The organism is Nitrosomonas oligotropha (genome assembly GCF_900106555.1).
GTDB classification, from domain to species: Bacteria; Pseudomonadota; Gammaproteobacteria; order Burkholderiales; family Nitrosomonadaceae; genus Nitrosomonas; species Nitrosomonas oligotropha_A.
Genome location: NZ_FNOE01000012.1, coordinates 67,047 through 81,410, shown reverse-complemented (window position 1 = coordinate 81,410; position 14,364 = coordinate 67,047). Strand labels below are relative to the sequence as shown.

16 protein-coding genes and 1 tRNA gene are annotated in these 14,364 nt (G+C 42.2%); all 17 read left to right on the top strand.

What is annotated here, in order from left to right; translation table 11 throughout:
* Positions 1-456 precede the first annotated feature (456 nt).
* The 17 genes from pstC to nuoK all read left to right on the top strand — a co-directional run bounded on the left by pstC (position 457) and on the right by nuoK (position 14,330).
* The gene (pstC, locus tag BLU57_RS08490; protein WP_256206208.1) at positions 457-1,323 is read left to right on the top strand and encodes a phosphate ABC transporter permease subunit PstC; all 867 of its coding nucleotides are present in this window, start codon (positions 457-459) and stop codon (positions 1,321-1,323) included.
* 47 nt (positions 1,324-1,370) lie between these two features.
* A complete protein-coding gene (pstA, locus tag BLU57_RS08485) occupies positions 1,371-2,297 on the top strand; it encodes a phosphate ABC transporter permease PstA (RefSeq protein WP_090319171.1) in 927 nt (308 codons plus the stop codon).
* A 5-nt stretch (positions 2,298-2,302) separates the two neighbouring features.
* Positions 2,303-3,097: a phosphate ABC transporter ATP-binding protein PstB gene (gene pstB, locus BLU57_RS08480; RefSeq protein WP_090319168.1), complete on the top strand. Its 795-nt coding sequence runs from the start codon at positions 2,303-2,305 to the stop codon at positions 3,095-3,097.
* Positions 3,098-3,329: 232 nt separating this feature from the next.
* On the top strand, positions 3,330-4,085 hold the full coding sequence (gene tpiA / locus BLU57_RS08475; RefSeq protein WP_090319198.1) for a triose-phosphate isomerase: 756 nt from the start codon (positions 3,330-3,332) through the stop codon (positions 4,083-4,085).
* 20 nt (positions 4,086-4,105) lie between these two features.
* Complete coding sequence (gene secG / locus BLU57_RS08470) at positions 4,106-4,492, top strand: preprotein translocase subunit SecG (RefSeq protein ID WP_090319165.1); 387 nt, start codon at positions 4,106-4,108, stop codon at positions 4,490-4,492.
* A 59-nt stretch (positions 4,493-4,551) separates the two neighbouring features.
* Positions 4,552-4,636, top strand: a tRNA-Leu gene (locus BLU57_RS08465).
* A gap of 80 nt (positions 4,637-4,716) precedes the next feature.
* The gene (locus BLU57_RS08460) at positions 4,717-5,073 is read left to right on the top strand and encodes an NADH-quinone oxidoreductase subunit A (RefSeq protein ID WP_090319162.1); all 357 of its coding nucleotides are present in this window, start codon (positions 4,717-4,719) and stop codon (positions 5,071-5,073) included.
* Between the two features lie 4 nt (positions 5,074-5,077).
* The gene (locus BLU57_RS08455; protein WP_090319159.1) at positions 5,078-5,554 is read left to right on the top strand and encodes a NuoB/complex I 20 kDa subunit family protein; all 477 of its coding nucleotides are present in this window, start codon (positions 5,078-5,080) and stop codon (positions 5,552-5,554) included.
* 4 nt (positions 5,555-5,558) lie between these two features.
* Complete coding sequence (locus BLU57_RS08450; protein ID WP_090319156.1) at positions 5,559-6,179, top strand: NADH-quinone oxidoreductase subunit C; 621 nt, start codon at positions 5,559-5,561, stop codon at positions 6,177-6,179.
* 52 nt (positions 6,180-6,231) lie between these two features.
* Positions 6,232-7,485 carry an NADH-quinone oxidoreductase subunit D gene (locus BLU57_RS08445; RefSeq protein WP_090319153.1) on the top strand — a complete coding sequence of 418 codons (1,254 nt, stop codon included), beginning with the start codon at positions 6,232-6,234 and terminating at the stop codon, positions 7,483-7,485.
* 2 nt (positions 7,486-7,487) lie between these two features.
* A complete protein-coding gene (nuoE, locus tag BLU57_RS08440) occupies positions 7,488-7,964 on the top strand; it encodes an NADH-quinone oxidoreductase subunit NuoE (RefSeq protein ID WP_090319150.1) in 477 nt (158 codons plus the stop codon).
* Positions 7,961-9,238 carry an NADH-quinone oxidoreductase subunit NuoF gene (gene nuoF / locus BLU57_RS08435; RefSeq protein WP_090319145.1) on the top strand — a complete coding sequence of 426 codons (1,278 nt, stop codon included), beginning with the start codon at positions 7,961-7,963 and terminating at the stop codon, positions 9,236-9,238. Before nuoE ends, nuoF begins: the two co-directional genes overlap by 4 nt.
* A 67-nt stretch (positions 9,239-9,305) precedes the next feature.
* A complete protein-coding gene (nuoG, locus tag BLU57_RS08430) occupies positions 9,306-11,717 on the top strand; it encodes an NADH-quinone oxidoreductase subunit NuoG (RefSeq protein WP_090319139.1) in 2,412 nt (803 codons plus the stop codon).
* A 22-nt stretch (positions 11,718-11,739) separates the two neighbouring features.
* A complete protein-coding gene (gene nuoH, locus BLU57_RS08425; protein ID WP_090319137.1) occupies positions 11,740-12,837 on the top strand; it encodes an NADH-quinone oxidoreductase subunit NuoH in 1,098 nt (365 codons plus the stop codon).
* Between the two features lie 16 nt (positions 12,838-12,853).
* Positions 12,854-13,342 (top strand): NADH-quinone oxidoreductase subunit NuoI, encoded by a 489-nt coding sequence (nuoI, locus tag BLU57_RS08420; RefSeq protein WP_090319134.1) that lies wholly within the window; start codon positions 12,854-12,856, stop codon positions 13,340-13,342.
* Between the two features lie 19 nt (positions 13,343-13,361).
* A complete protein-coding gene (locus BLU57_RS08415) occupies positions 13,362-13,967 on the top strand; it encodes an NADH-quinone oxidoreductase subunit J (RefSeq protein ID WP_090319131.1) in 606 nt (201 codons plus the stop codon).
* Between the two features lie 57 nt (positions 13,968-14,024).
* Positions 14,025-14,330: an NADH-quinone oxidoreductase subunit NuoK gene (gene nuoK / locus BLU57_RS08410; RefSeq protein ID WP_090319128.1), complete on the top strand. Its 306-nt coding sequence runs from the start codon at positions 14,025-14,027 to the stop codon at positions 14,328-14,330.
* Positions 14,331-14,364: the final 34 nt, after the last annotated feature.

Below are 14,364 nucleotides of genomic sequence, written 5' to 3'. Positions count from 1 at the left end.
GACGAGGAAGAAGACGAGGGTGAAGGAGCGGCTGGCGGTACATCTAGCAGCACAGAAGCCCAGAGTGATGATGAAGATGAGGATGAAGAGTAATTATCTTCTGTGAATTTCATCTCTCAATGTAGTGTAAATAAAATTCTGGAGATATTTCTATCTCCAGAATTTTTTTGTGTTAAGAGAAGAAATAAAAAAGAAAGCATAGCGAGAAGAAAAATTTATTGATGGTTGTGTTTTTGAAAGCACACAAGATAAAAATTACTTTCAGTAATAAAATATCTGTGCATCGATAAAACAGTACTAATCCAGATTATCATTGCCAAAGTGAAATTGATTTTATGCAGATTAGCGTTTCTTTTACGATAATGCTTCAACTTATGAAGGGCTTGAATTTTGGCAGAAGAGTCACGTACTAAAATAACTCACGCTGGCAAACTAGGATATAGCTTTCGTCGACATATGCACGAAAGATTTATAGAGACTTTCTTGTTTTTGTCGGCGCTACTTTCGATAGCGATCATGCTCGCTATCATTGTGATGCTGGTAAAAGAATCATTGGTTTTTTTTCAACATGTATCGATTTGGCAATTTGTAACCGATACGCAATGGACACCATTATTCGATGACGCTCACTATGGAATAATGCCGCTGGTTTCCGGCACTATAGTCAGCTCATTAATTGCTCTACTGGTTGCACTTCCGCTCGGAACAATTATCGCTATTTATCTTTCTGAATTTGCGCCATTTACTGTGCGTGAAATGGCGAAACCCTTCTTGGAGTTGCTGGGTGGCGTGCCGACAGTGGTATACGGTTATTTTGCGTTATTATTTGTTACGCCATTGTTACAAATTATTTTCCCTGAATTGCCTGGCTTTAATCTGTTGTCTGCCGGATTGGTAATGGGAATAATGATTATCCCCTACGTGAGTTCAATGACTGAAGATGCCATGCGGGCGGTTCCGATGAATCTTCGGGAAGGCTCTTATGCGATGGGCGCTACACGCTTTCAAACGGCTATTCGAGTTGTAATGCCAGCTGCTTTTTCTGGGATAGCAGCTGCATATATTCTGGGCATATCACGTGCAGTGGGAGAAACAATGGTGGTTGCAATTGCTGCTGGGATGCAGCCAAATCTAACCTGGAATCCCATGGAACCAGCTGCAACCATTACTGCATATATAGTCCAAGTCAGCTTGGGAGATTTGCCTCACGGTAGTATTGGCTATCAAACAATTTTTGCTGCCGGATTAACTTTATTGCTGATAACGCTTCTGTTTAATATCATTGGACATGTATTGCGTAAACGGTATAGAGAAATTTACTAACAATTAACACGGTCAAAAAGTGAAAATATTTTGGATGGTTTTTTGTAATGAAGAGTGTTAATAATCTAGAAGAAATCAGAAAGATTATCGGATTACATAAGAAATGGGATCTGATTTTTATGATTACCGGAATTGTTGCCCTCATGATTGCGGTATTAACCTTTATGGCTTTGTTTGCTCATATGCTGATAGATGGGATGCCACGGCTGTCGTGGGAATTCTTTACATCTTTTCCTTCGCGTCGGCCTGAATCAGCAGGAATTTTATCGGCTTGGGTTGGAACAACCCTGGTGATGCTTGTAACCGCATTTGCCGCGGTACCATTAGGAATTGGGTCGGGTGTGTATTTGGAAGAATATGCACCGAAGAATTTATTAACCGAAATCATAGAGATCAATGTAACTAACTTGGCGGGTGTACCCTCGATTATCTATGGTTTGCTCGCATTAGGTTTGTTCGTTTATCAATTGGGTTTCGGGCAAAGCATTTTAGCTGCGGGACTTGCTTTGGCGTTGCTTATTTTGCCGGTTGTAATTGTCGCAACTCGCGAAGCAATACGGTCAATTCCAGTATCAATAAGGGAAGGCGCATATGCACTTGGTGCGACTAAGTGGCAAACGGTTTCTGATCATCTGTTACCGTATTCGTCTGCGGGGATTCTAACGGGTATTATTATCGGCCTGGCTCGAGCGATTGGCGAGACTGCGCCGATTATAACGATCGGTGCGTTAACATTTATTGCATTCTTACCGCCTTCACCCGTGAAAAGTGAATTTCCTTATTTATCTATCGAATGGTTGACAGCGCCTTTTACGGTGATGCCGATACAGATGTTTAATTGGGTGTCACGGCCGGAAGAGGCATTCCAATTAAATGCGGCTGCTGCTGGACTGGTATTGGTAGTTATGACGCTAGCAATGAATGGTCTGGCGATTTATTTGCGTTATCGCATGCGAAAAAATATTAAGTGGTAAGAGCAATGCAAATCAATTCTGAAAAACCAATAGAAACGATCCAATATAAATCAGAAGTTAAGAACCTTAGTTTTTACTATGGGGGATTTAATGCGCTGAAGAATATCGATATGGTCTTGCACGATAAGAGGATCACTGCCTTAATAGGGCCATCCGGATGCGGGAAATCAACATTTCTGCGCTGTTTTAATCGAATGCATGATCTATATCCCGGTAATCGCTATGAAGGCGAAATTATTCTTCACCCGGATGATGTCAATATTTTGGCTTCAAACGTTGATCCAATTGAAGTGCGAATGAGGATAAGCATGGTTTTTCAGAAACCGAATCCTTTTCCCAAGTCTATTTATGAAAATGTTGCATATGGGCTTCGCGTGCGTGGGATTAAGCAACGTGCTATTTTGGATGAAAAAGTCGAAGCGGCGTTACGCAATTCCGCGCTATGGGATGAAGTAAAAGATCGATTACACCACTTGGCCTTCAATCTTTCCGGAGGACAACAGCAAAGGCTTTGTATCGCCAGGGCTTTGGCAACGGACCCGGAAATATTGCTGTTTGATGAACCGACTTCCGCGCTTGATCCCATTGCGACAGCTAGTATCGAAGAATTAATAACTGATTTAAAAAATAAGGTAACGATCCTGATCGTTACGCATAATATGCAACAAGCTGCGAGAGTTTCCGATTACACCGCCTATATGTACTTAGGGGAATTAATCGAATTTAATGTGACAGATACCATTTTTATCAAACCGAAGAATAAGCAGACGGAAGATTATATTACCGGACGATTCGGTTAAATATAGTCTATAAGTTTGAAAATCGATATACATCTTGAATGCATGCGAACGCATGAAGTAGATATGATATCGGTTAGATAGTTTTTGTTAGTATCTACAGTTAATAATAAGGATATGCAAGCAATTCTTTGCCGTCTGTATCAGCGGACGACGATTATGGAATCATAATTGACTTAGTAAAGAATCAAATGTAGCATTCCCCCCTTTTAGGAAGCAGAGGTAAGTGGTAAAAATGCGCGAAAAGATGGTTGCGGGTAACTGGAAAATGCACGGCAGTTTAGTTGATAACAAGCAGTTGCTAGATGAAGTTGCGGCTGGAGTGGATGGATTAAAAGAAGCTCGCCTGGCGGTTTGTGTTCCTTATCCTTATCTTTCATCAGTACAAGATGCATTGCGGAGTACCAATATAGCTTGGGGTGCTCAGAATGTAAGTCAGTACGAAAAGGGTGCATATACCGGAGAGGTTTCAACATCAATGCTAAAGGATTTTGAATGCCGGTATGTCATTGTTGGGCACTCTGAAAGAAGAACATTATTTGGCGAAAATAACACTATCGTTGCAGAAAAGTATTTAGCTGCACAACGTGCAGGCATAACACCGATTTTATGTGTGGGTGAGACACTAGAGCAGCGCGAAGCTGGAACTACCGAGCGAGTAATTGAAGATCAGCTTACGGCAGTTATCCGATTGGCAGGCATAGACTCACTGAGTCAAGCGGTCGTTGCATATGAGCCAATATGGGCTATAGGCACAGGTAAGACGGCATCTCCTCAACAAGCGCAAGATGTTCACTCGTTTATTAGAACCGGCATTGCTAATGAGAATGCGAGCATCGCCCGGGAATTAGCCATACTTTATGGCGGCAGTGTGAAAGCTAATAATGCACCTGAATTATTCGCGATGCCGGATATAGACGGTGGTTTGATAGGTGGAGCTTCACTTATTGCAAGTGAATTTATAGCGATTTGCCGCGCTTTGCATCACTAATTTTTAGGGAGTAGTACACATTGGAAATTATAGTTTGGGCAGCGCATGTTTTGCTGGCGATTGTACTTGTGGTTTTGGTATTATTGCAACATGGTAAAGGTGCAGATATGGGGGCGGCATTTGGTAGCGGTTCTGCAGGCAGTTTGTTCGGTGCAAGCGGGTCTGCCTCATTTCTGAGCCGCGCTACTGGTTTTGTCGCGGCAATGTTTTTTGCTACGAGCATGAGTTTAACCTATCTGTCAGTAAATCAAACTGAGAGCTCAACGAGTGTGATGAGTTTAATGGATCAGGCCGAAGAATCTGAAAATGCATCTGAGGTAGGAGCAGAGAAAAAGTCAATTCCAGATCACGATCAAAATGGGCCTGAAGCAGAGAGTGGCTCAAAAGTAAATCAGATACCAGAATAGTTTTTACGGAGTTTTTTTGTAAGGCAGCCTGTTGATCATAATATGAAAATTGCTTTGCTGCCGACGTGGTGGAATTGGTAGACACGCCGTCTTGAGGGGGCGGTGGCGTAAGCTGTGCGAGTTCGAGTCTCGCCGTCGGCACCACACTAAGATGATATTCTTGAGAACTTTATTCTTATTCATGATTTAAATTCTATTAATTGGAATGATTGAATTATTTAAAAATGCTTGAAAATTATTTTCCGATCTTGTTGTTTTTAATTGTTGGATTCCTGGTAGGTGTCGTTCCGATGCTATGCGGATGGTTATTGGCGCCCAATCGTCCGGATAGTGAGAAACTTTCTCCCTATGAGTGCGGATTTGAAGCTTTTGAAGATGCCCGTATGAAATTTGACGTACGCTACTACTTGGTTGCGATTTTATTCATTTTGTTTGATCTGGAAATTGCTTTCTTGTTTCCTTGGGCGATTGTGCTTGACGAAATAGGCTTATTTGGATTTGTTGCAATGATGATATTCCTAGGTATCTTGGTCGTAGGTTTCATTTACGAATGGATGAAAGGTGCATTAGAGTGGGATTGATGTTATGAGTATTGAAGGAACACTTGAGAAAGGATTTGTTACAACCAGTTTGGATTCAATCATAAACTGGGGGCGGACGGGTTCGATGTGGCCAATGACATTTGGCTTGGCTTGCTGTGCGGTTGAAATGATGGAGACCGGTGCGTCACGCTATGATCTTGATCGTTTTGGTATTGTTTTCAGACCAAGTCCTCGTCAATCGGATGTGATGATTGTTGCCGGTACGCTCTGCAATAAGATGGCGCCCGCTTTACGCAAGGTTTACGATCAAATGGCAGAGCCACGATGGGTGATATCCATGGGGTCTTGTGCAAACGGAGGCGGATATTATCATTATTCATATTCGGTAGTTCGTGGATGTGACCGTATCGTGCCTGTTGATATTTATGTGCCTGGTTGTCCACCGACAGCTGAAGCTTTGCTGTATGGCATTATTCAGCTACAAAATAAAATAAACCGTACCAATACTATTGCACGCTAACGCTATGTCTACTACTCAATTGGAGAATCTTGCGGCAGCATTGAAGGATGTGCTGGGCGATAAGTTGGTGGGTTTGCAAACACATTTCGGTGAAGTAACGATCGTAGTACGTGCGGAAGATATCATCACTGCGTGTACAAATTTACGAGATAACTCTCAGTTAAGATTTGATACGCTGATTGACCTGTGTGGCATTGATTACTCAGCTTATGGTGATGAATTGTCAGCAAGACATGGTCTGCGCAATAAGCGGTTTGCTGTGATTTATCATATACTCTCAGTAGAAAAGAACTATCGGTTACGCATTCGGGTTTTAGCAGAAAATAATGAATTTCCGAGTGTGGATTCAGTGACTGAAATTTGGCCAACTGCTAATTGGTTTGAACGCGAGGCGTTTGATCTCTATGGGATAGTTTTTACGGGTCATCCAGATTTGCGTCGCATATTGACAGACTATGGTTTTATAGGCAATCCGTTTCGCAAAGATTTTCCAGTCACTGGTCATGTTGAAATGCGCTATGATGCAGAACAGAAGCGCGTCGTTTACCAACCTGTTACTATCGAACCGCGAGAAATCACACCGCTTGTAATTCGTGAAGAACATTATGGCGACTGTGAATCATAACGATTATTGAGTTTCTTGCATTGTATTTTATAAGAATTTTATGAAGTAACTTATGGCCGAAATACGTAATTACACCATGAATTTTGGACCGCAACACCCGGCAGCTCACGGCGTGTTGAGGCTTGTACTGGAATTAGATGGAGAAGTTGTAAAACGCGCTGATCCGCATATTGGGTTATTGCATCGTGCTACTGAGAAATTAGCAGAAAATAAAACATATCTCCAATCCGTACCGTATATGGATCGGCTCGACTATGTTTCGATGATGGTCAATGAACATGCGTATGTCATGGCGATCGAAAAGCTGCTGCAAATTGAAGTGCCAATCAGGGCACAGTATATCCGGGTTATGTTCGATGAAATTACCCGTATACTGAATCATCTGTTATGGATTGGTGCGCATGCATTGGATGTTGGTGCGATGACAATGTTTTTGTATGCATTCCGTGAGAGAGAAGATCTGATGGATTGTTACGAAGCAGTATCCGGCGCCAGACTGCATGCTGCCTATTATCGGCCCGGTGGTGTCTACCGTGATCTGCCGGATACTATGCCTAAGTATCAATCCTCTAAAATTCATAGTGAAAAAGAGACGCGCATACGGAATGCAAATAGAGAAGGCACGCTGTTAGATTTTATCGAAGATTTTACCAATCGTTTTCCAACCTATGTTGATGAATACGAAACATTGCTGACAGATAATAGAATCTGGAAGCAGCGCTTGGTTGATATTGGTATTGTCTCTCCTGAACGTGCCAAAGCATTGGGTTTTACCGGTCCTATGCTACGCGGCTCGGGGGTCGAATGGGATTTAAGAAAGAAACAACCTTATGAGGTTTACGACCGCCTTGATTTCGATATACCTGTCGGGGTAAATGGCGATTGTTATGATCGCTATTTGGTGCGGATGGAAGAGTTCCGCCAATCCAATCGCATCATTAAACAATGTGTTGATTGGCTACGTAAAAATCCAGGGCCGGTGATTACTGATAATCATAAAGTTGCGCCACCTTCGCGTGTCGACATGAAACAAAATATGGAAGAAATGATTCATCATTTCAAATTATTTACAGAAGGATTTCATGTGCCTCCGGGTGAAGCCTATGTAGCGGTTGAACACCCTAAGGGTGAATTTGGTATTTATTTAGTATCAAATGGCGCAAATAAGCCCTACCGTTTGAAAATACGTGCACCTGGATTTGCGCATCTGGCTGCTTTAGATGAAATGTCGAGAGGTCATATGATTTCTGATGTGGTCGCTATCATTGGTACGCAAGACATAGTATTTGGTGAGATAGATAGATAACGATGTTAAGCACTGAATCCCTTAAGAGAATTGATCGAGAAATCGCGAAATACCCGCTTGATCAGAAACAATCTGCCGTCATGTCAGCACTTGCAATCGCACAAGAAGAAAAAGGTTGGCTTGCAAACGAAACTATGAATTTCGTCGCTGAGTATTTAGATATGCCGCCCATCGCAGTTTATGAAGTGGCCACGTTTTACAATATGTATAACCTGGAGCCCGTTGGCGCATATAAAATTACGGTGTGTACTAATCTGCCTTGTGCTTTGTCGGGTAGTAATGATACGGCAGCATATTTGAAGCAAAAATTAGGCATTGGTTTTAATCAAACAACGCCGGATGGAAAATTCACCCTTAAAGAAGGCGAGTGCTTTGGCGCCTGTGGCGATGCGCCGGTATTACTGGTTAATAACAAACGCATGTGCAGTTTTATGTCCAATGAGATGATCGATAAATTGCTGAAGGAACTGGACAAATGAATCAGTTTCCGCAAACATTAATGAACGGAGTGAATCCTTCAGATCCTGAAAATTGGCGGCTTAAAAGCTATGAAAAGCGCGAAGGGTATGCAGCACTCAGAAAAATACTGGCGAAAAAAATTTCCCCTGAGGAAGTGATTGAAGAAGTTAAGAAATCAGCCCTTCGTGGGCGAGGCGGAGCTGGCTTTCCAACCGGATTAAAGTGGAGTTTCATGCCGAAAGGGTATGAAGGCGATAAATATATCGTATGTAATTCCGACGAGGGAGAGCCAGGCACCTTCAAGGATCGCGATATAATGCGATTTAATCCTCATCTGCTAATCGAAGGAATGATAATAGCGGCGTATGCCATGGGTGTAAAAGCAGGGTATAACTATATTCATGGCGAAATATGGGAAACCTATGAACGTATGGAAGATGCTGTTGAAGAAGCGCGAGCAGCAGGCTATTTGGGAAATAATATATTAGGCTCCTCGTTCAGTTTTCAATTGCATAATCATCATGGTTACGGTGCTTATATTTGTGGTGAAGAAACTGCACTATTGGAATCCATAGAAGGTAAGAAAGGGCAACCGCGTTTTAAACCGCCGTTCCCGGCGAATTTTGGTCTGTATGGCAAGCCGACTACGATTAATAATACTGAAACTTTTGCTTCGGTTCCTTGGATTGTTCGGAATGGTGGAGAAAAATATCTTCAGCTTGGAAAGCCAAATAACGGCGGGACTAAAATTTTTTCAGTATCGGGACATGTGAATAAACCTGGTAACTATGAAATACCGCTTGGAACTCCGTTTACAGAATTACTGGAACTCGCTGGCGGTATGCGTGGTGGACGGAAGTTAAAAGCCTGTATTCCAGGCGGATCGTCCATGCCAGTATTGCCTGGTGACATTATGATGCAAACGGATATGGATTATGATTCGATCGCCAAAGCCGGTTCTATGTTAGGCTCGGGTGCTGTTATCATCATGGATGATACGACATGCATGGTCAGAGCACTGGAGCGGTTGTCTTATTTTTATTTTGAAGAATCCTGTGGGCAATGTACGCCATGTCGTGAAGGAACAGGATGGCTTTATCGCATTGTCAACCGTATTGAGCATGGTAAAGGCCGGTTGGAAGATTTGGAATTACTGGACAACATCGCAGACAATATACAAGGCCGGACGATTTGCGCTTTAGGCGATGCGGCCGCGATGCCTGTGCGTGCGATGATTCAACATTTTCGAAGCGAGTTTGTTTACCATATAGAACATAAGCAATGTATGGTCTGATTTTAGCTGTTAAGTAATCAGAGCATATCAACTTTATAATTCGTGATTAACACAAGAATTTTAGCCGATGGTCAATATAGAAATCGACGGTAAGCAAGTATCTGTTCCTAAAGGAAGCACCATCATGGATGGTGCGAAGCAGATTGGCGTTTATATTCCACATTTTTGCTACCATAAAAAATTATCCATAGCAGCCAACTGCCGTATGTGTTTAGTTCAAGTAGAAAAAGCACCTAAACCGCTGCCTGCTTGTGCAACTCCCGTTATGGATGGCATGAAGGTATATACACATTCTCAGCAAGCAGTGACTGCGCAAAAAGGCGTGATGGAATTTCTGCTGATCAATCATCCGCTTGATTGTCCGATTTGCGATCAAGGTGGTGAGTGTCAACTGCAAGATCTTGCTGTTGGATATGGTGCAAGCGGTTCGCGATATACCGAAGCAAAACGAGTTGTTGTTAACAAGAATCTAGGTCCCTTGATTTCAACCGATATGACACGCTGCATTCATTGCACGCGTTGTGTGCGCTTTGGTCAGGAGATTGCTGGAATTATGGAACTTGGAATGGCTGGACGTGGAGAGCATTCTGAGATTCTTGCCTTTGTTGGTAAGACGATTGACTCCGAGTTATCCGGTAATGTGATTGATCTCTGTCCAGTAGGTGCTTTAGTCAGTAAACCGTTCAGATATTCAGCGCGAACCTGGGAATTGTCACGTAGAAAGTCAATTAGTCCGCATTGCGGCCTGGGTTCTAATCTTGTTGTACAAGTTAAACAAAACCGTGTCATGCGGGTGCTTCCTCGGGATAATGAAGCGATTAATGAGTGTTGGTTATCCGATAAAGACCGGTTCTCCTATGAAGGTTTAAATTCGGAAGATAGATTGACGCGCCCCATGATCAAGCGCGAAGGTCAATGGTTTGAATGTGACTGGCAAGAAGCTCTGGAATTTACCGCACATTCGTTACAAACAGTTAAACAAAGACATGGTGCAAAAAGTTTAGCGGCACTTGGTTCCGCACACAGCACATCGGAAGAGCTATATTTATTGCAGAAGCTGATACGCGCTATGGGCAGTGGCAACATTGATCATCGTTTACGGCAGTCAGATTTTCGTGCGGATAAAAATATGCTGGGTGTTCCGTGGTTAGGTACCAGTATCGCGGATATTTCACAATTGAAATCAGCGTTAATTATCGGTAGTACGTTGCGCAAAGATCATCCGCTTATTGCGCAACGAATGCGTCAAGCTGTTAAAAATGGCATGAAGCTGAATATTGTGAACCCGGTGGATGATGATCTGTTGGTTAAGGTTGCACATAAAGCAATAGTTTCTCCGGTTTCAATAACCAGAGTTTTAGCGGAAATTCTAAAGGCTGCTGCTGAGATTAAAGGAACCGAACTAACTGATGAATTAAAGCAATTGGTCAATTCAATCAACATTCCGAGCACTGCCAATGCTTTCGCAATTGCTTCCAGCTTAATAGAAAATGCACCGGCAGCGATTTATTTGGGAAATGTTTCGCAACACCATCCGGATTATTCAATAATTGGACTGCTTGCAGATTTAATTGCTCGAATAACCGGTGCAAGTTATGGCGTATTGGGCGAATCTGCAAATAGTGTAGGTGCTTATTTAGCTGGCGCTATACCGGAAATCAGTGCTATATCGATCGCTGCAAAATTAAATGACACCGAATCAGGATTAACCGCAGCGCAAATGCTGCAATCGGATGATGACTTGGCGAAAGAAAGATGCAAGGCATTCATATTAATGAATGTGGAGCCGGAGTTTGATACTTACGATTCTTATCAAGCGCTTAAAACCATTAAATCAAGTGAATTTGTAGTATCGCTTACTGCATATAAAGGTAATGGCAAAGATTATGCGGATGTATTGCTGCCAATCACCCCATTTACCGAGACTTCTGGTACTTATGTCAATACTGAAGGTAAGGTGCAAAGCTTCAACGGTGTTGTTTCTCCATTAGGAGAAGCGCGTCCGGCTTGGAAAGTTTTGCGAGTACTCGCGAATTTGCTGGAGTTAGAAAAATTTGATTATGAAACGGCAGAGCAGGTCCGTGAAGAAATTTTCCCTGCCGACGTAGAGATCAATCAGTATTTGAATAATAAGTCGAAGCGTTACGATACCGCGATTGCGATAAATGAGAGCCATCATGTACAGCGTATTGGCGAAATCCCAATTTATCAAGCTGATCCGATTGTTCGCCGGGCTGAATCTTTGCAAGCTACGCATGATGCAACTCAGCCGAAAGCATGGATGCCAGCAGCAATGCTGGAAAAATTGGGTATCACCGCAGGCGATCAGGTAAGAATTAAGCAAGGAGAGGGATTTGTGCAGCTTGAAGCCGCTCAGGATGAAAAATTACCAGTGAATTGTGTCCGCATAGCAGGCGCGCATCCTAAGACGATTGCATTAGGTGCTTTATTTGGTGAAATTGTGCTGGAAAAACTGTGATGGCGATGGTTGGAGTTTATTAATGGAGAGCATTCAACAACAGTTTGTGGAAATATTTGGAACGGAATGGGGTTCCATGCTGTTTTCGTTAGCGACAAACATGACATTTATTTTTGCCATTGTGGTGCCCTTGCTATTGGGCGTTGCCTATTTGACATTTGCTGAACGTAAGATCATCGCTTATATGCAAATTCGCGTTGGCCCAAATAGAGTGACCTTTTTTGGCATACCTTGGCTGCGCGGATGGGGGCAACCGATTGCTGACGCTGTAAAAGCAATCATGAAGGAAATAGTTATTCCGACTGGCGCAAACAAATTCCTCTTTATCTTGGCTCCAGTGTTAACGATTATGCCAGCGTTGGCGGCTTGGGCAGTAATTCCTTTTTCTCCTGAATTGATTCTGGCTGATATTAATGCAGGGCTGCTTTATATTCTTGCAATGACATCAATGGGCATTTACGGCATTATCATTGCTGGTTGGGCATCGAATTCTAAGTATGCTTTTTTAGGTGCCATGCGCTCAGCCGCTCAAGTGGTTTCATATGAATTGGCGATGGGCTTTGCCTTAGTGTGTGTTTTGATGATGTCACAAAGCTTGAATTTAGGTGATATCGTGAATGGACAACAGGGTAATAGTTTTTTGAATTGGTATTTGATTCCGCTGTTTCCGATGTTTCTGGTTTATTTAATTTCGGGCGTGGCTGAAACTAACCGGGCTCCTTTTGATGTGGCAGAAGGAGAATCAGAAATTGTAGCGGGATTTCATGTTGATTACTCAGGTATGGCCTTTACGGTATTTTTTCTGGCTGAATATTCCAACATGATATTGGTAGCCACATTGACATCCATCATGTTTTTGGGGGGATGGCTACCTCCTGTTGATATAGCACCATTTACACTAATACCAGGTATTATTTGGTTATTATTGAAGATTGCATTTATTCTTTTCTTTTTTCTATGGTTTCGTGCAACTTTCCCGCGCTATCGATATGATCAAATCATGCGATTGGGTTGGAAGATATTTATTCCCATTACACTTGTATGGATTGTTTTGTTGGGCTCGATCATGCAATTGCCAGAATCGATTCGGAATACATTTCCGTTAAATATTTGGTTTTAAAATAGAGAAAAATACAATGGATCGTATCAAAAAGTTTTTTAGTACCTTTTTATTGTTTGAGTTATTAAAAGGTATGGCAGTTACTGGCCGGTATTTATTCAAACCAAAGATAACTGTACATTTTCCTGAGGAAAAAACACCACAATCGCCACGATTTCGTGGCTTGCATGCTCTGCGCCGCTATCCAAACGGGGAAGAGCGTTGCATTGCTTGTAAATTGTGTGAGGCTGTTTGTCCAGCAATGGCAATTACTATTGACTCAGAGCAACGCGCAGACGGCACGAGACGGACAACACGTTACGATATTGATTTAAGCAAGTGTATCTTTTGTGGTTTTTGTGAAGAATCTTGTCCAGTAGATTCGATTGTAGAAACACGCATATTGGAATATCACGGCGAAAAAAGAGGTGATCTGATCTATACCAAAGAAATGTTGTTAGCTGTTGGAGATCGTTACGAAGAACAGATTGCCAAAGATCGAGAAGCTGATGCACGTTATCGCTAAGTCTTGCTGGTAGATAAAAATGAATTTTCAAGATATTTTATTTTATATTTTTTCAGCCATTTTGGTTGCGTCAGCACTGGGTGTTATTACGGTGCGGAACCCAGTTAATTCGGCGTTACTATTGGTGCTGGCTTTTGTTACTTGCGCAGGCTTATGGTTGCTGCTGGAGGCAGAGTTTCTAGCAATTGCTTTGGTGTTAGTATACGTCGGTGCGGTCATGGTATTGTTTTTATTCGTAGTTATGATGCTCGATATCAATCTGGATCGATTGCGAGAAGGATTTTGGAAATGGTTTCCATTTGGTGCGACGATTGCATTAATAATAGTCGCAGAGATATCGATGGTGTTGATGGGGAAATATTTTGGACTGGAAGAAATGCCGACACCCAGACCACACGATGCTGATTATAGTAATACAAGAGAACTGGGTCGCTTGATTTATACGGAATATGTTTATGCTTTTGAATTAGCGGCAGTGCTGTTATTGGTTGCGATGGTTGCAGCTATTGCGCTGACATTACGGCATCGCGAAGATAAAAGATCGCCGAATCCATCCAAACAAGTCAAAGTCAGAAAAGAAGATCGGTTACGTATAGTGACAATGCCAGCTGAAAAAAAGGAATGACGAAATCATTCCAAAGAATTTGTGACGATTTATAAAATATAAAAAGAGGTTGTTAGTTTGATATCGTTATCTCATTATTTAGTCCTTGGAGCAATTTTGTTTGCCATTGGTTTAGTGGGCATTTTTCTCAACCGAAAGAATGTCATTATTTTACTGATGTCGATTGAATTGATGCTATTGGCTGTTAATATGAATTTTGTTGCATTTTCGCACTATCTGCAGGATATATCGGGGCAAATCTTTGTGTTCTTCATTCTGACCGTTGCAGCAGCAGAATCAGCAATTGGATTAGCGATTCTAGTGGTGTTGTTTCGTAATATGCGGACGATTAATGTGGATGACTTGGATGAACTTAAAGGTTAAACAGGTCATACAGAACGATTGAAGTACCTATCAT